A 16,024-nucleotide genomic window follows, 5' to 3' on the forward strand; every position below is an offset into this window, starting at 1 on the left:
GTCCGGGCCTGGGGGTGGGGACGAAGAAGGCCCCGGGGAGAGGGGTCCCCGGGGCCTTGATCGGTGAGTGGCGGAGTGGGTCAGCGGCGGTTGCCGCGGAGTGACGTGGCCAGCATCAGGACGCCGACCAGGACGGCCGCGCCGGCCATCACCCAGCGGAAGCTGAAGCCGGGGAACCACGCGGCCCCGTCACCGAGGATGTACCCGGTGGCCATGAGAGCCAGGATCCCCGCGATCAGCGTGAAACCGTCGATCCCGCGCTTGGCCGGCTGCGTCTCGGCCGGAGCCTCGTCGTAGGCGTACGGGTTGTCGTAGGGGTTGTCGTTGTCAGCCACGGCGTACCTCCACATTTCCGGCCGAGTTCTCCAGGGTGACGTTGATCTTCGCGCCACCGACGCTGTTCGTGCCGAGGTCGACGCCGGTGATCGCGTTGTTGGCGATCCCGGACTGGTTGCGGCCCAGGCACTCGGTGTTGCCGACGGTGGTCTTGCAACTGAACGTGACGTCCGCCGTCCGCGGCACGATTACCGTCGCGTTGCCCGCCCCGGTGACGAGCGTCGTGGTGACGTCCGCGGTTTCGGGCAGCTTGGTGAGGTCGAGGTCGATGTTGCCCGCCGAGTGCTGGTACAGCGGCTTCACCTCGGACGTGTTGACCGGCGTCGCGGTGATGTCGCCGAAGCCGCCCTTGAGGTCGAACGCGGGGACGGCGGTGAGCGTCATCCCGGCGATCGCCAACGGGATGGCCAGCCCGATCAGCCCGCGGCCACCGCGGAGGAACGCACCGGCCACCAGGCCGAGGCCGACGACGCCGAGCGTCATGCCGATGATGTGCTGCAGGGAGAAGTACGGGTCACCACTCAGGTTGAGCGCCACCCCCACCCCGGCGACCAGCAGGGCGATACCGAACGTCGCGACACCGACGGTCTTGTTCCGTGGCGCCACCGGCCGCCGCGGCGGAGGCGGCGGGACGGGAGCCGGCGCGGGGTGCGGATCGGGCAGGTCCCAAGCGGTCGGCGCCGCGCCCAGCGGGTCCCAAGCGGGCGGGGCGGCCGGGTCGGTGGCCGTGGTGCCGGCATCGGCGTCGGTCATGGAGAACGCCGCGTCGAAACCACCAGAGCCGTACGCGGGGCCGGACTGGGCCTGGACGGCGGGCCGGTTGTACTGCCCGCGGTTGTGGTGCAGCAGGAACAGCGCCCCGGCCAGCAGCGCGAGGCCGAGGAGGCCACCGCCGTCGAACCAGCCCGTCGAGCCCCAGCCGCCGCTCAGCGCCCAGCTCGTCACCGGGAACATCGCGATGCACAGCACCACGGTGAGGCCCTTCGACACCGAACTGCGGCCCCGGCCGATCATGCTCTCGAACGCCGACACCTCGTCGCGCTCGTCGGCGAAGAACAGCCAGCCAAGCAGGTACACGACCAGTCCGGCGCCGCCGAAGAGCGTCGCGGCGACCAGCGCCACCCGGATCACGACGGGGTCGATGCCGTACCGGTAGCCGATCGCGGCCGCCACGCCGGCGATCTTGCGATTGCCCCGCGGACGGCGGGGTCTGCTGGCCCAGAAGTCTTTTACGGTTTCTTCGAAGCCGTGGTGCGGCTTCGTTGCCTGTGTTTGCGTCTCGCCACTCATGCCATTGAATATCCAAGACCGGCGTCCGGCGCACATCCGGGATCGTCCCTGAGGTTTGGCGGGCACCCGGTTCAGGGGTTTCCCTGATGAAACGGGCCGCCGCACATGTGACCATGGAACTCGTGCAGGAAAAGGCCCAGCAGGAAACCGAACCGGTCGCGACGCAGACCGCGGCGGACGGCGGCGTCATGCCGCCCGTCTCCACCGCGCTCGCCACCATCGACGGGCCGCCCAAGATGTACCGCCGCCGGTCCGGGCGAGCCATCGCCGGGGTGGCGGGCGGCCTCGCGGACCACCTCGGCGTCAAGGTCGTCTGGGTCCGGATGGGCTTCGCGCTCCTGGCCGCACTCGGCGGCGCCGGGCTGCTCGCGTACGGCTTGCTGTGGGTTTTCGTCCAGCAGCAGTCCGAGGCCGAGACCGTCAAGGCGCCGAAGCCGACGACCAAGGAGCGCCAGCAGGCCTTCGGGCTGATTGCGCTCGGCGTCGGGCTCGCTGTCGGTGCCAACACGCTTTCGGGTGCGATCAGCGGCTGGGTCGCCGTGCCGCTCGCGGTCGCGCTCTTCGGCGCGGCGGTCGTCTGGCGGGAGGCCGACGAGTCTCAGCGACGCCGGTGGCGCGACGGGGCCAAGGGCAGTGTCGCCGGCGCGGTGATGGGCGGTGGCGGCTGGTCGGCCGCCGTGCGCATCCTCGCCGGGGTCGCGCTCGTGATGAGCGGGATCGCGGTGGTGCTGTTCCGCAGCGGAAGCCTCGATCAGGTGCAGTTCGCGCTGATAGCGGTCATCGCCACGTTGATCGGCGTCGCGGTGCTCACCGTCCCGTTCTGGCTGCGGCTGGTCCGCGACGTCGGCGACGAGCGCAGCGCCCGTATCCGCAGCGACGAACGCGCCGAGATCGCCGCCCACCTGCACGACTCCGTGCTGCAGACGCTTGCGCTGATCCAGAAGCAGGCCGACTCGCCGAGGGAGGTCGCGCGGCTGGCCAGGGGGCAGGAGCGGGAGCTGCGCGGCTGGCTCTACGGCCCGACCGGATACGGCAAGAGCAAGAGCGCCAAGGACGTTCCCGGCGGGCGCCTCTCCGAAGCGATCGCGGCGGCGTGTGGCGAGATCGAGGACACCTTCGCCATTTCGGTCCCGCAGGTCGTCGTCGGCGACGCCGAGCTCGACGAACCGTTGACGGCGCTCGTGATGGCGGCCAGGGAGGCGATCGTCAACGCGGCGAAGCACGCGGGCGTCGACGAGGTCAGTGTTTACGCCGAGGTCGAACCGGCCGCGGTGACGGTGTTCGTGCGCGATCGGGGCAAAGGTTTCGATCCGGACGTGGTTCCGGCTGATCGGCATGGCCTCGCGGACTCCATTAGGGGCAGGATGGAGCGCAACGGCGGTACTTGCCGGCTGCGGACGGCGCCAGGGGACGGCACCGAGGTCCAGCTGGAGATGCCGATCAAAGTGACCAAGGGAGCAGCGTGACGGACAACCAGCAGACCAAGGAACCGGTGAAGGTCTTCCTGGTCGACGACCACGCCCTGTTCCGCGCCGGGGTGCGCACCGAGCTCGACTCGATCACCGACGAGGTGAAGGTGGTCGGCGAAGCGGGCTCGGTCGCCGACGCCGTCGCCGGGATCGTCCGCACGAAACCACAGGTGGTGCTGCTCGACGTCCACATGCCCGACGGCGGTGGCGCCGAGGTCCTGCGCCGCACGCGCACGGATTTCCCGGACGTAGTGTTCCTCGCGCTGTCGGTTTCCGACGCGGCGGAGGACGTCATCGCGGTGATCCGGGCCGGGGCGCGCGGGTACGTCACCAAGACGATCTCGTCCAAGGAACTCGTACGCGCGGTGGTCCGTGTCGCCGAGGGCGACGCGGTGTTCTCGCCGCGGCTGGCCGGTTTCGTGCTGGACGCGTTCGCCGATCGGCCGGGTTCCGCGCCGATCAACGACCCCGAACTCGACCTGCTGACCCCTCGTGAAAGGGACGTGTTGCGCCTGCTCGCGCGGGGCTACGCGTACAAGGAGATCGCGTCGGAGCTGTTCATTTCGGTGAAGACGGTCGAGACCCACGTGTCGAGCGTCCTGCGGAAGACGCAGCTGTCGAACCGGTACGAGCTTTCGCGCTGGGCGTCGGACCGCCGGCTGGTTTAGCGGTACGGGTACGAGGTGAGCCGGTTCGCCGCGTGGAGGACTTCGCGGCCCGCGCCCTGCTGCATCGACATGCCGATGTGCTCCTCGACGCGCACCTTGAAGTGGCCGAACATCGCGCCGAGCTCGGGATCCTGCCGCGGGTCGAACGGCCGGTCCGCCTTCGCGCGCTGCTGAGCCAACGCCGAAACCAGCTCTCCGGCCGCCGAAAACCCGGGCAGGGTCAGGACGGTCAGTGAATGCAGGTCGGCGATTTCCTTGTCCTCGGCGAGGACGTCGACCCGCGATCGGGCCATACCGGTGACGCGGGCGAGCAGGAGCGCTCCGCCCGCGATCAGCTGGGCCAGCAGCTCCACGAGGGCGAACGGCAGCAGCAGGATGCCGATGAGGAACTTGCCCTTGGTCCTGATCTCCCAGGACGTCCGGGAAATGGCGGTGGCAAAGGTGTTGACCGCCAGCAGCACCGGGAACAGCAGCAGCCAGAAACCGCCGCGGTCCTCCATGTCGAGCAGCCTGCGACGTCGATCTTCCCGGCGCTGGACCCGCTCTCGTTTCGCCACGGCCCTGGCTGATTCCTCGACGCCGCCGAGCGGCACCACACGGAACCGGTGGTACCGCCCGAACGCGTAGTTGACAGGCTGCACCTTCCGCCGCCACGGGGAAAGCCGCCGGGTGATCACCCAGGAATAGCCGCCGGTGTCTTTGACTCGCACCGAAGAAGTAAATCAGACATGAATTACCCGGCTACCCCGAATTCCGGAAAACCACTCCCCGAAGGGGGGAGCAAGGGAGCTTTACTACCGCGAGACGGCAGTAAAGCTCCCTTGATGCGTTCCTTCAGGGAGCGGCGGGGGCGAGTTCGGGGGTGGGGGCGGGGGCGGCGCGTTTGCGGAGCCGGGTCAGCGCGACGCCGGCGAGCACGACGACCATGCCGGCGATCACCCGGAAGTCGAGCTTCTCGCCGAGGAAGATCGAGCCGAGCAGCACCGAGACCACCGGCAGCAGGTAGCCGACGATCGACGCGGCGACCGCGCCTTCGCTGGCCAGCAACTGGTAGTTCAGCGCGAACGCGATCCCGGTGGAACCGACACCGAGCACCAGCAGCGCGAGCACGGCGCCGGTGTTGAGGTGGATCGGGCTCAGCCCGCCCACCGGGAGCGCCAGCAGCATGAAACCGCTGGCCAGGATCATCTGCGCGCCGGACAGCGCATACGGCGAAACGCCCGCGCCGGAGAGGTGTTTGCCCTCGTAGACGAAGGCGAACCCGTAGCTGGCCGCCGCGATCAGGCAGGCCGCCGCACCCCAGCTGAGCAGCCCGGACGCCTGCCAGGGCGCGAAGATCAGCAGGATCCCGGCGAGGCCGATGCCCAGTCCCAGTGCGCGGAGCTTGCCGAGTTTCCGGTCACCGCCGAACAGCGGCGCGATCAGCACGACCCACAGTGGCGTGGTCGCGTTCAGCACGCCGGTGATCCCCGAGTCGACGGACAGCTCGCCGATCGCGAACAGCAGGAACGGCAGGGCGTTGTGGAAGAACGCGGCCACGGCGAGGAACAGCCAGATCTCGCGTTCCCGCGGCAGTTTGTCGCGCTGGAAATAGCAGAGGGCCACCAAGACGAGCGCGCCCAGCACCACCCGGCCCAGCACCAGCTGCACCGGCGAGAACGCGCCCAGCGCGATCTTGATCCAGAAGAAGCTGGACCCCCACATCAGCGCGAGCGCACCGATCCGCAGCAGGGTTTTCGTCTCGCCCACCCGTCTCCCTCCACCACCCTCAACGGAGGCACTGCGTGCCACTCCGCACACCCGTCTCCTCCTCAGTTCACCACCAGCTTGTCGAGACCAAGGCGTAAGGACAAGCGAAATAAACTGCACCTATCCTTAAGCTGAGCTGTATGGTGAGCGCATGTTGGACGTCCGCCGTATGCAGGTGCTCCGCGCGGTGATCTCGAGTGGTTCGATCACCGCCGCGGCCCGCAACCTGGGCTACACCCCGTCGGCCATCAGCCAGCAGCTGTCCACTTTGGAGAAGGAAGCCGGGACGGAGCTGCTGGAGCGCATCGGCCGCGGCGTCCGGGCGACGCCGGCCGGGATCCTGCTCTCCGAGCACGCCGAAGTCATGAGCGCGCAGCTGTCCAAAGCGGAATCCGCGCTCACCGAGCTCAAAGAGGGCCGCACCGGCAGGCTGGCGATCCGCTATTTCGCGACGGCCGGCGCCGCGCTCGTCCCGCCCGCGGTCGCCGCGATCCGTCGTGAGTTCCCCGGCATCCGGCTCGACCTGAAGCTGATCGAGCCCGCGCCCCCGCTGCGGGACGTCGAATCGGGCGACGCCGACGTCGCGATCGTCGTCTTCCCGCAGCGTGACCAGCCCGCCAACGGTATCCAGCTGGTGCACCTGCTCAACGACCCGTACCGGGTGGTGCTCCCGCGCACGCATCGCTTGGCGCGTAAGCGGATCCTCGATCTCGCCGAGCTCGCCGAGGAAAGCTGGATCAGCACCGAAGGTCCGCCAGGGCCGTGCCGCGACATCATGCTGAACGCCTGCGGTGCCGCCGGGTTCGCGCCGAACTTCGCCGTCGAATCCGAGGATTACCAGACGGCACAAGGGTTTGTGGCCGCCGGGCTCGGTGTTTCGCTGATTCCCGAACTCGGTCTCGGCACGCCGCATCCGGGCGTCGTCGTCCGCAAGCTGCGGCGTCCCGAGCCGGTGCGATCCATCCACGCCGCGGTCGCCGCGCACGCCAGGGACCAGCCCGCGTTGCTGCGGTTGCTGGAGGTCATGCGGGAGGCGTCGGCCGCGACCCGCTAGACGAAGAAGATCTCCGCGACCAGCACCCCGAACACGATCGCGACGAGCACCGCGGCCGCCGGGATGAGCCAGGCCGGCGTGGTCGACGCCGGTTTCACGGCCGACGCGGGCATGGGTGCCTGTTGCTGCGGCGCCTGCGCGTATCGGGTGGCCTGCGGCTGGTTCGGCGCCTGCCACGCCGTCGGCGGCGGGTTCAGCGGCGGTGGCGGCATCGCGGGCGCGGTCGGCGGCACGAACTGCGTCTGCCTGCCTTCCGTGATCGCCCCGAGCGAGCGGACCGTGTCGTTCATCGTCGGCCGGGTCACCGGATCCGATCGCAGCAGCTTGATCAGCGCGCCCGTGAGCGGACCGGCGCTGTGCGGGTTCGGCGGCTCACCGAGACCGTCCTGGCCGAACGGCGGCACCCCTTCGACGGCGGTGTAGAGCGTCGCGCCGAGCGAGAACACGTCCGACGCCGGGGTGGCGGGCAGGCCACGGGCGATTTCCGGCGCTCGGTACGCCGGGCTCGGGCCGCCACCGGTGATGCCGATGTCGGTGATCTTCACCCCGCCGTCGTCCGCGAGCAGGATGTTCGCCGGTTCGAGCGTCCGGTGCACGATCCCCGCCGCGTGCATGGTGGCGAGCGTCGAACCCAGCTGGATGCCCAGCGCCGCGGCCTGTTCCGGAGTGAGCCTGCCGTGTTCGGAGAGGAACTGCGCCATGCTGCGCGACGGGATGTACTCCATCACCAGCCAGACGTCCGGCCCGTCCTCGAACACGTCGTGCACGGTGATCGCGCAGCCGTGCGTGACATGCGTGGCGCCCCGGCCTTCCTTGACGGCCATCGCCTTCGCCTGCTCGGCCTGCTGCGGCGGCAGCCCGACCGGCAGGTACATGCGTTTCAACGCCACTGTCCGGTGCAGCCGGGTGTCCATGGCCTGCCAGACGATCCCGGCACGGCCGCGACCGATCGGCTGGTCGAGCCGATAGCGGTCGCCGACCACTTCGCCTTCAGCGCTCACAAAAATCCTCAGCCGGTCAGGTGGTTGTCGTGATGGTGGTTGGGGGAGTCGTCGACGTATCCGACGGCGGTGTGGTCGAACTCTTCGACGATGTGGACTTCGTGGTCGGCGTCGAAGGCGGCGGCTGCTGCACCTCGGTCGTCTTCTCCGAGGTCGTCGTCTTCCTGGTGGTCGTCGTCGGCGCCGTGGTCGTCGGGCTCTCCTCGGTTGTCTCCGGGAGCGTCTCCGACGTCGTGGGAAGTGCCGAACTCGACGCGATTGGCTTCGGCGGCACGGTGGGGCTGTCGCCGGTCTTGGGATCGCTGAACAGCCAGAAACCCATCGCGATCAGGGCCAGCACGACGATCCCGCCGATGATGGCCGGTTTCTTCCACGCGCCGGGCTTTTCGCCGTCATCGTCGTCGGCAGGTGACGCGTAGCCACCTCGAGGTTCTTCCTCGTAATCGTCGTCGTAGTCGTCGTAATCGTCATGGCCCGCCGCGGCCGCGACGGGGACGGCGCGCGTCGCATTGAGACCGTTTTGACCGCGCTGAGGCGCGTCGTAGCGGTCGTAATCGTCTTCGGGGTAACCGGTGGCCGGTGGGTAGCCGTCGTCCGAGTCGTCATCGTAAAAGGGCCCCGCCGGGGTAGGCCGGTCGTCGAGCAACGAGCCCGAGTGGCCGGCGGCGATGTCTTCGTCGAACGGCTGCGTCGCCGCGGCGCCGAGCGCGCCCACGCCGAGCACACCGGCCATCTGGGCCATCTGCGTCTGGTCGGCGAGACCCATGCCGCCCAGCGGAACTTCACCCCTGGCGACAGCGGACAGCAGCTCTTCGGACTCTTCGGCCGTCGGCCGGTGGTGGATGTCTGGGTGCAGCAGCACCGCGAGCACGCTCGCCAGCGGGCCGGACTGGCGCGGCGGGTTGATCTGGCCGGCGGCCACCGCGTGCAGCAGGCTCAGGGTGTTCTCGCTGAGGCCGAACGGCGGCTGGCCTTCGCAGGCCGCGTACAGCGTCGAGCCGAGCGAGAAGATGTCCGACTCCGGGCCGGGATTGCCACCGATGGCGACTTCGGGGGCCAGGTACGCGGGCGTGCCAGCGATCATGCCGGTCTTGGTGACGGTGACGTCGTCCTTGGCCCGCGAGATGCCGAAGTCGGTGATCTTCACGACGCCGTTGCCGCCGAGCAGGATGTTGCCCGGCTTGATGTCACGGTGCACGATGCCGACCGCGTGCGCTTCCTTCAGCGCGGCGGCGACCTGCGCGCCGATCCTGGCCACTTCCGGGGGCGGCAGCGTGCCGCGCGCCTGGAGCACTTCGGCCAGGCTCGTGGAGTTCAGGTACTCCATGATCAGGCACGGCTGGTCGTTCTCGTCGGTGACGACGTCGAAGACGGTGATGGCGTTGGGGTGGTGCAGCCGGGCGGCGATCCGGCCTTCGCGCATGGTGCGCTGGCGGGCGTCCTCGGCGTCGTTGGACTCGAGACTCGGCTGGAGCAGCAGCTGCTTGATCGCCACTGTCCGGGCCAGGACCTCGTCCTGTGCCTTCCAGACGGCACCCATGGCGCCGGTACCGATCCGCTGAATGATGCGGTATCGACCGGCAACCAGGCGACCCTCGTCGCTCACGCGACCTCCTTTGGGGCTCCGTCGTCTCAAGCGCGGGTGATCCCGCAAGGGGTATGCGAGCTCACCCGTTCACGGATACAGGTACCCCGCACGCCTGGAGCGTATGCACATGTAGTGGTCTTTGTGCCGGCTTTCCGAGACCGGTCCGTGACGAGGGTAGGCGCTTACTCTGCGCACACACATCCGGCACGCTTTTAGTGTGACGTCAACCGAACACGCTGGGTAATCACATGCGCTGGGAGGACAGCAGCTTCGCGTCGGAGATCAATCCGGAGGCGTCATCGGCCAGTCGTAGTAACTGGGTGACCCGCAGATACCCGCCGTCCGGCTGGAGCATCGTGACGACCGCGAGGATCGAACCGTCGGACTGGACTTGGGCGTCCTGTACCTCGACCGCGTTCATCGAGCTCCACGCGCGCACCAGATCGCCGGGCTGCTCACCGGCCAGCAACGGCTCCAGCATCGCGAGCGCGCCCTGGGGGTTGAGGTCGATCATCTCGTAGAAGTTCTTCACCGCCTCGAGCTTCTCAGCGGTGGTGGTCGTCGTCGAACCCTGCTGGGTGGTCGGTGTCGTCGACGGCGTGGGCGCAGAACCGCCGACCTGGCCGCCCTGCGACTCGGTGCGTGCGACCGGCGTCGGCGACGGCGTTTTCCGCGGGCTGCGCTCGGAGGTCTTGGTCTCGTCCTGCTCGGTGGGAGGCGCGCCGGGAACGGCGAACCCGCCGAGGGCGGCGGCACCGGTGATCTCGCGGCCGTCCGAGGTGTCGGCGGGCGGCTGATCGCGGTGCTGACCGCTCAGCGTCGACGCGGTGATGATCGATCCGGTGACGAGCGCGGCGGCGGCCACCAGGCCGACCAGCTTCGCGCGCCGGGCGAACCGGCTCTCCGGCTCCTGCGGCGGCTGCTCGGGCTCGGGTTCCGGCTGCTGCTTCGCCCGGGGCGGCAGGTACTTCTGCGGCTCACGGAAGACCTGCTCGAGGTAAACCCGGTCCACCCTCGTGTCGTTGAGGATCTCGGCCGGTATGACGTCCTCGACGCGGACGGCGTCCGCCGGCTCACGCCGGGTTCGCTGCCGATCGTGCACGGGGTTTCCTCGCTCTGTTCCGGGTTGCGGCGCGTCGACCGTCGGTCGCTGCCGTGGGTTCCGCTGGCATCTGTCGTCGGCCACTCGGACCACTCATGCCAGGAAACCCTGCGTCGCCCGGGGCTGCCAGCCCCCGTCGCCGGAATGCAGTCGCGACACGACGAACGGCACCTTACGTCACCCACCCGGACCAGCGATAACCGCTTGGCGCACCGCACGAGCAGAGGGTCACGCCGCTTGCACGTGCAGACGGGCTACCTTCCGTCGCTCTCGATCTTGTTGTCCTCACCGAAGGTCAGCGTGCGCCGTTCGACGGTCTTCGTGCCGTCGTCGTGGGTCACCTCGACGGTGTTGATCGTGTAGCCCTCGTCCTGGTCGATGTAGACGTTTTTGACCTCGAAGTAGGCCACGTCGGAGTAGCGCTGCGCGAGCGCCTGCGGACCCTGCTCGCGCAGCTGCCCGGTGGTGAGATCGGACGCCGCGGCCGGGTTGTCCGGGACCGTGTTGAGGAAGTCCTGCGAGGTTTTGCCCATCTCCTGCGCGTTCATCTGCGGCAGGAACCGCGGCGGCTGGGACTGCATCGGCGCGGGCGTGACGGGTGGTTTCTGCGGCGTGCGGCTCGACGCCGGGCTGCTCGTGCCCGGAGTGCCGGAGCGGGTCGTCGAGGGCGTCGACGAGGAGCCGGGACCGCCGAGAGCGGAGTCCCCGGAAGTGCCGCGGGACGCGTCGTCCGCCGGGCGGTCGCCGGTGCCCGAGGTCTGTCCGGCGCGCGATTCGCCGGTGGGCTTGGCCGCCGCGCCACCGTTCTGCGGCGAGGACGAATCGGTCTCCTGCTCGCCGTTCATCAGCGGCTGACCACCGCGGTAACCGGGCCAGCCCTGCGTTGCCTGGTCCTGACTGGGGCCCCCGACCATGAAGGAACCGGCGAACAGCAGCGCGACGACGACGCCGCCGGAAGACAGCGAGGCGAACCACGCGGCCTTGCGCCAGGTCTTGGGCGGGGTCACCGACGCGGGCACGCTGCCGAGGTCGAACGTGCCCAGGCCGTCCAGCGCCGGGGCGAGGTACACGCGGACGTCTTCGTCCTCTTCCTCGCTCGGGCGGACCGGCTCGGGCGGTGGGGTCAGCGTGACCTTCGTGCGGCGTACCGCGGGCGGTGGGACAGGGAGTTGACCCTGGGCGGAGAGGTCACCGCTCGACGGGCGAAAGGCCGACGCCGGGCTTGCGACGGGACGCCGCCCGGCGTCGCGGGTAAGGGGTGGCAACGGCAGCGATCCGGAGATCGGCGGGTCGACGGGACGCTCGGCCAGCACATGGCGGCGCCGGGCACCGGCGGAGACGGCCTGCGGGGGCACCGTGGGCGTCCAGCTGCCCGCGCCACCACGCCGATGCCGTCCTTCTGGGGCCTGAGCTTCGCGGAGGGAATCCGTCTCGCCGTTCATAACTGTTCGACCATTTCACCGACGCTGTCTGACGAAGGTTCGAACAGGCTTAAGCCAAATGGCCGAACCGATGAGCGAGCGAACTCCCGAGCATCTGCACGCGCACGCGGCTGATGACGCGCACGGCCGCCGGCGGTGCGCGTCACTCGGGCAATGCCCGACGCTGACGCGAGGGTCCTCACGGCAAACAGCCTAAGAGCAGCGGGGAGAATTCGTCTCGTTAGGTCTGCAAGTTGCAGTTGTTTCACTCTGACGGGCGCGCCCAAACGGGCGTTGGTCACGCTCCGCTACACTCCAACTCGACTAAAAGTCCGTTTTGCCGGTTTTTTGTCGCTCGATCCGTCGGTCGTTCCCGGCCCGGCCCGGATGACAGCGCAGTCGGGAAGACCGCGCTGCCCGGCTGTGATCCCGATCAGCCGCCGCTGCGGTACTTCGCCTGAGTCGACTGAAGCGCCTTCGTGGCCACCGCGCCGCTTCCGGCGGCGAGGATGATCGCCACGATGTCGAGCCCGGTGCTTCCCGCGGTGAACAGCCAGGCCAGCAACGAAACGGCGGTGGTGCCACCGGCTATCGCCCAGCGACTGCGTACGTACTGTGCGACGGGCGTACCGCCGGCGCGCTTACCGGCCGCGTTGTTCAGCATGGCCAGGTAGCCGGCATGCCCGAGCGCGACCAGGACACTGGCGATCGCGACAAGGACGGCGACCAGATTGACTATCCATTCCATGCCACCAGTGTGCCCGTCGGATGTCCGGTTCGGCTCGGGGAACACCCTGAGATTCACAAAAGAGATGTGAATCCTTACTGTGCCCTAACGCCCGAGGCGGCCCCGGCCCAGGTTCAGCAGTGCCATCGCCAGTTGGCGGCCCTCCGGGCCCAGGTCGCGGTAGCGGGCGAGGACGTCCATCTCGCGGTTGTAGACGATGCGCGTGCCTCCGGCGGCCATCCGGACCGCGCCGATCGTCTTCGACACCTCGACCCGGCGCTTGACGAGCCGCAGGATCTCCTTGTCGAGCCAGTCGATTTCCTCGCGCAGCGCGCTGATGTCCTCGGCGGGCGCGGCGTCGGCGGGCTCGGTGGTGTCGACGGGCTCCGTGTCTCCGGTGTCTTGGGTTTGCGCGTTCATCGGCAGGACCTTTCTTCGGCCGGAGATCATGATCGGCCCCTGAGCAGACAAAAGCCCCGGGTCCGTGGACTCCGGGGCTTCGGGTGAAAACGCGTGTGGCACTACGCGATCACGGGAGCCGGAGTCCGGTTCCCGTAAAAAAATCGGTACGCGTTGTGCACAAGGTCATTATGCCACAAGTGCCCCGCGCCGAAGCCTGGCGCCACGGATCCTGGCGTGCACCACGAGGCTCATGGCCAGCCAGAACATCGGGGCGATCGGCCAGAAGTACGGCACGTCCGAAACCGCCCACCGCACCACGAACAGCACCGCCAGCAGGGCGGCGAGCGCGGCGTGGACTCGGAGCGCGGGATGGGCGAAGGGCCGGAACCGGACGCCCGGCGCCTTCGGGACGGGAAGGTCGGCGGTGAGCGCTTTCAGCTCATCGGTGTATTTCGTGGCGTAGACCGCGGCGAGCCGATCTTCGATTTCTTCGAGGGAGAGCCTGCCTTCGGCGCCGGCGGACTGGACGAGTTCGGCGACGCGCTCACGATCGGCGTCCGCGGCACGGAGCCGGCTGGGGATGTTGGTTTCCATACCGACCGATGCTCCGCCGGCGGCCGCTTCCGCGCGTCGGACGGGAAGCGACACCACGGCCTACGCCCACTGCGGTAGCGGGGGGCCGCCCCACCGGCTCCCCGGGTAGCGTGGACCCCTGATGAACACCCTCTTCGATCTGCAGCCCGAGAACTCCCATCACGGCGCTTCAAGTCGTCATGCGGACTTACTCGATGACCTGAACCCCGCCCAGCGCGACGCCGTGACGCATATCGGCGCGCCACTGCTGGTGGTCGCCGGCGCCGGTTCCGGGAAGACCCGTGTGCTGACCCGGCGGATCGCGTATCTGCTGGCCGAGCGCGGGGTGCACCCCGGCCAGATCCTGGCCATCACGTTCACGAACAAGGCCGCGGCCGAGATGCGTGAGCGGGTCAGCGAGATGGTCGGGCGCCGATCGAACGCGATGTGGGTGTCGACGTTCCACTCGATGTGCGTGCGGATCCTGCGCCGCGAGGCCAAGACGCTGAAGATGTCGTCGAGTTTCTCCATCTACGACTCGGACGACTCGAAGCGCCTGATCACGCTGGTGTCGCGCGATCTCGACCTCGACGTGAAGCGGTACCCGGCACGGACGCTCGCGGTGCACATCTCGAACCTGAAGAACGAACTGCTGGACCCCGAGTCGGCGGCTTCGCGCGCGGGCAACGATCTCGAGCGCCGTGTCGCCGAGGTCTACGCGGAGTACCAGCGGCGGCTGCAGCAGGCCAGCGCGATGGACTTCGACGACCTCATCATGCGGACCGTCGAGCTGCTGCAGGTGTTCCCGGACATCGCGGAGTACTACCGGCGGCGGTTCCGGCACGTGATGGTCGACGAGTACCAGGACACCAACCACGCGCAGTACACGCTGATCCGGGAACTGGTGGGGACTTCGGTCTCCGAGTCCGGTGTCGAGCCCGCCGAGTTGTGTGTCGTGGGTGACGCGGACCAGTCGATCTACGCCTTCCGCGGCGCCACGATCCGGAACATCGAGGACTTCGAGAACGACTTCACCAACGCCAGGACCGTTCTGCTCGAACAGAACTACCGGTCCACGCAGAACATCCTGACCGCCGCGAACGCGGTCATCTCGCGGAACCCGAACAGGCGCGACAAGCGGCTCTGGACCGATTCGGGCAACGGCGAGAAGATCGTCGGCTACGTGGCGGACAACGAGCACGACGAAGCCGCGTTTGTCGCCGGGGAGATCGACGCGCTGGCGGACCGCAGCGACGCCAACTACTCCGACGTCGCCGTGTTCTACCGGACGAACAACCAGTCGCGGGTGTTCGAGGAGATCTTCATCCGGCTCGGGCTGCCGTACAAGGTCGTCGGCGGCGTGCGGTTCTACGAGCGGCGCGAAGTCCGCGACATGCTCGCCTACCTGCGGGTCATCGCGAACCCGGAGGACACGGTCAGCCTCCGCCGGATCCTGAACGTACCCAAGCGCGGCATCGGCGAACGCGCGGAAGCCGTCGTCGCCGCCCACGCCGAGCAGGAGCGCATTTCGTTCGCGGCGGCGCTGCGGGACACCGTGAGCGGGACAGTGCCGTTCATGAACCCGCGCTCGGCCAAGGCGATCACCGGCTTCGTCGAGATGATGGACGGACTTCGCGCGCTCATCGAGTCGGAGACCGAGCCCGTCGAGGTCGCGGACCTGCTGGAAGCGGTCCTCGAGCGGACCGGGTACCGGGCCGAGCTCGAAGAGTCCGAAGATCCCCAGGACGCCGGCCGGGTCGAGAACCTGACCGAACTGGTGACGGTGGCGCGCGAGTTCGCCGAGTTCACCGCCGCGGTGGCCGATTCGGTCGAGGCGCCCGATGCCGGGGTCCCGCAGCCGGGTTCGCTGCCCGCGTTCCTGGAGCGGGTTTCGCTGGTGGCCGACGCGGACTCGATCCCGGACGCCGACGGCGGTGACGGTGAGCAGGACTCGGGCGTGGTGACGCTGATGACCGTGCACACCGCGAAGGGCCTGGAATACCCGGTGGTGTTCTGCACCGGCTGGGAGGACGGGATCTTCCCGCATCAGCGTGCCTTGGGCGAGCCGGCCGAGTTGGCCGAAGAACGTCGGCTGGCTTATGTGGCTATTACTCGTGCACGTGAGCGATTGTATTTGTCCCGGGCAATTGTGCGATCCGCCTGGGGTCAGCCGATGAACAACCCGGCCTCCCGATTCTTCGACGAAATTCCCTCGGATTTGATCGATTGGCGCCGGGAAGAGCCTTCTCGTGGCTTTGGGGATTCGTTTGGGTCGCCTCGGGCGGCGACTACCTGGGGACGTCGGCCTGGGTCCGATGAGGCGCCCGCGACGTTGGCGGCCGGGCGGATGGGCAGTCCTACTTTCAAGGGCTGGAAGGACACTGTGGCGCTGAAGCTGGATATCGGGGACCGGGTCAGCCATGACAAGTACGGGCTCGGGACAGTGGTTTCCACCGATGGTGAGGGGCCCCGGGCTACGGCGACTATTGATTTCGGTGGGTCCGGGAAAGTCCGGTTGATGTTGATCGGAAGCGTTCCCATGGTGAAGCTTTAGGGATTTCTTGTCGGCTGGGAGTCTCCGGGTGGAGGCTCTCAGCCTTTTTTGTGGGTGGGTCTCTCGTTCCGGTATTACCCCAAAGCGGCG

The 16,024-nt window shown here is 68.6% G+C and carries 15 protein-coding genes; 4 read left to right on the forward strand and 11 right to left on the reverse strand.

Features of this window, described 5'->3' with window-relative positions:
* Positions 1 to 80: 80 nt before the first annotated feature.
* Both VGP60_RS02255 and VGP60_RS02260 read right to left on the reverse strand, forming a co-directional pair.
* A complete protein-coding gene (locus tag VGP60_RS02255) occupies positions 81 to 335 on the reverse strand; it encodes a hypothetical protein (RefSeq protein ID WP_327546125.1) in 255 nt (84 codons plus the stop codon).
* On the reverse strand, positions 328 to 1,626 hold the full coding sequence (locus tag VGP60_RS02260; RefSeq protein WP_327546126.1) for a PspC domain-containing protein: 1,299 nt from the start codon (positions 1,624 to 1,626) through the stop codon (positions 328 to 330). Before VGP60_RS02260 ends, VGP60_RS02255 begins: the two co-directional genes overlap by 8 nt.
* Positions 1,627 to 1,814: 188 nt before the next feature.
* Between VGP60_RS02260 and VGP60_RS02265 the strand changes: the two genes are divergently transcribed.
* The gene (locus VGP60_RS02265) at positions 1,815 to 3,092 is read left to right on the forward strand and encodes a PspC domain-containing protein (protein WP_327546142.1); all 1,278 of its coding nucleotides are present in this window, start codon (positions 1,815 to 1,817) and stop codon (positions 3,090 to 3,092) included.
* Positions 3,089 to 3,763: a response regulator transcription factor gene (locus VGP60_RS02270; RefSeq protein ID WP_327546127.1), complete on the forward strand. Its 675-nt coding sequence runs from the start codon at positions 3,089 to 3,091 to the stop codon at positions 3,761 to 3,763. Before VGP60_RS02265 ends, VGP60_RS02270 begins: the two co-directional genes overlap by 4 nt.
* On the opposite strand, the gene VGP60_RS02275 is transcribed toward VGP60_RS02270, so the two are convergent.
* Together VGP60_RS02275 and VGP60_RS02280 are read right to left on the reverse strand one after the other, a co-directional pair.
* Complete coding sequence (locus tag VGP60_RS02275) at positions 3,760 to 4,473, reverse strand: hypothetical protein (protein ID WP_327546128.1); 714 nt, start codon at positions 4,471 to 4,473, stop codon at positions 3,760 to 3,762. The two genes, VGP60_RS02270 and VGP60_RS02275, sit on opposite strands and share 4 nt — an antisense overlap.
* A 124-nt stretch (positions 4,474 to 4,597) precedes the next feature.
* Positions 4,598 to 5,512 carry a DMT family transporter gene (locus VGP60_RS02280; RefSeq protein WP_327546129.1) on the reverse strand — a complete coding sequence of 305 codons (915 nt, stop codon included), beginning with the start codon at positions 5,510 to 5,512 and terminating at the stop codon, positions 4,598 to 4,600.
* A 151-nt stretch (positions 5,513 to 5,663) separates the two neighbouring features.
* Here VGP60_RS02280 and VGP60_RS02285 point away from each other — a divergent pair, with 151 nt between their 5' ends.
* On the forward strand, positions 5,664 to 6,566 hold the full coding sequence (locus VGP60_RS02285; protein WP_327546130.1) for a LysR family transcriptional regulator: 903 nt from the start codon (positions 5,664 to 5,666) through the stop codon (positions 6,564 to 6,566).
* Here the strand turns inward: VGP60_RS02285 and VGP60_RS02290 are convergent.
* The 7 genes from VGP60_RS02290 to VGP60_RS02320 form a co-directional block, all read right to left on the reverse strand.
* Complete coding sequence (locus VGP60_RS02290; protein WP_327546131.1) at positions 6,563 to 7,567, reverse strand: serine/threonine-protein kinase; 1,005 nt, start codon at positions 7,565 to 7,567, stop codon at positions 6,563 to 6,565. The two genes, VGP60_RS02285 and VGP60_RS02290, sit on opposite strands and share 4 nt — an antisense overlap.
* Before the next feature lie 16 nt (positions 7,568 to 7,583).
* Positions 7,584 to 9,173: a serine/threonine-protein kinase gene (locus VGP60_RS02295; protein WP_327546132.1), complete on the reverse strand. Its 1,590-nt coding sequence runs from the start codon at positions 9,171 to 9,173 to the stop codon at positions 7,584 to 7,586.
* Between the two features lie 226 nt (positions 9,174 to 9,399).
* A complete protein-coding gene (locus tag VGP60_RS02300) occupies positions 9,400 to 10,257 on the reverse strand; it encodes a hypothetical protein (RefSeq protein WP_327546133.1) in 858 nt (285 codons plus the stop codon).
* A 254-nt stretch (positions 10,258 to 10,511) separates the two neighbouring features.
* The gene (locus VGP60_RS02305; protein WP_327546134.1) at positions 10,512 to 11,699 is read right to left on the reverse strand and encodes a hypothetical protein; all 1,188 of its coding nucleotides are present in this window, start codon (positions 11,697 to 11,699) and stop codon (positions 10,512 to 10,514) included.
* Positions 11,700 to 12,111: 412 nt separating this feature from the next.
* Positions 12,112 to 12,426 (reverse strand): hypothetical protein, encoded by a 315-nt coding sequence (locus VGP60_RS02310; protein WP_327546135.1) that lies wholly within the window; start codon positions 12,424 to 12,426, stop codon positions 12,112 to 12,114.
* 84 nt (positions 12,427 to 12,510) lie between these two features.
* Positions 12,511 to 12,825 carry a chorismate mutase gene (locus VGP60_RS02315; protein ID WP_327546136.1) on the reverse strand — a complete coding sequence of 105 codons (315 nt, stop codon included), beginning with the start codon at positions 12,823 to 12,825 and terminating at the stop codon, positions 12,511 to 12,513.
* A gap of 168 nt (positions 12,826 to 12,993) precedes the next feature.
* On the reverse strand, positions 12,994 to 13,401 hold the full coding sequence (locus tag VGP60_RS02320; protein ID WP_327546137.1) for a DUF1707 domain-containing protein: 408 nt from the start codon (positions 13,399 to 13,401) through the stop codon (positions 12,994 to 12,996).
* A 121-nt stretch (positions 13,402 to 13,522) separates the two neighbouring features.
* On the opposite strand from VGP60_RS02320, the gene pcrA reads away from it, so the two are divergent.
* The gene (gene pcrA / locus VGP60_RS02325) at positions 13,523 to 15,934 is read left to right on the forward strand and encodes a DNA helicase PcrA (RefSeq protein WP_327546138.1); all 2,412 of its coding nucleotides are present in this window, start codon (positions 13,523 to 13,525) and stop codon (positions 15,932 to 15,934) included.
* Positions 15,935 to 16,024 lie beyond the last annotated feature (90 nt).

Source organism: Amycolatopsis sp. (assembly GCF_036008905.1).
Taxonomy (GTDB): Bacteria; Actinomycetota; Actinomycetes; order Mycobacteriales; family Pseudonocardiaceae; genus Amycolatopsis.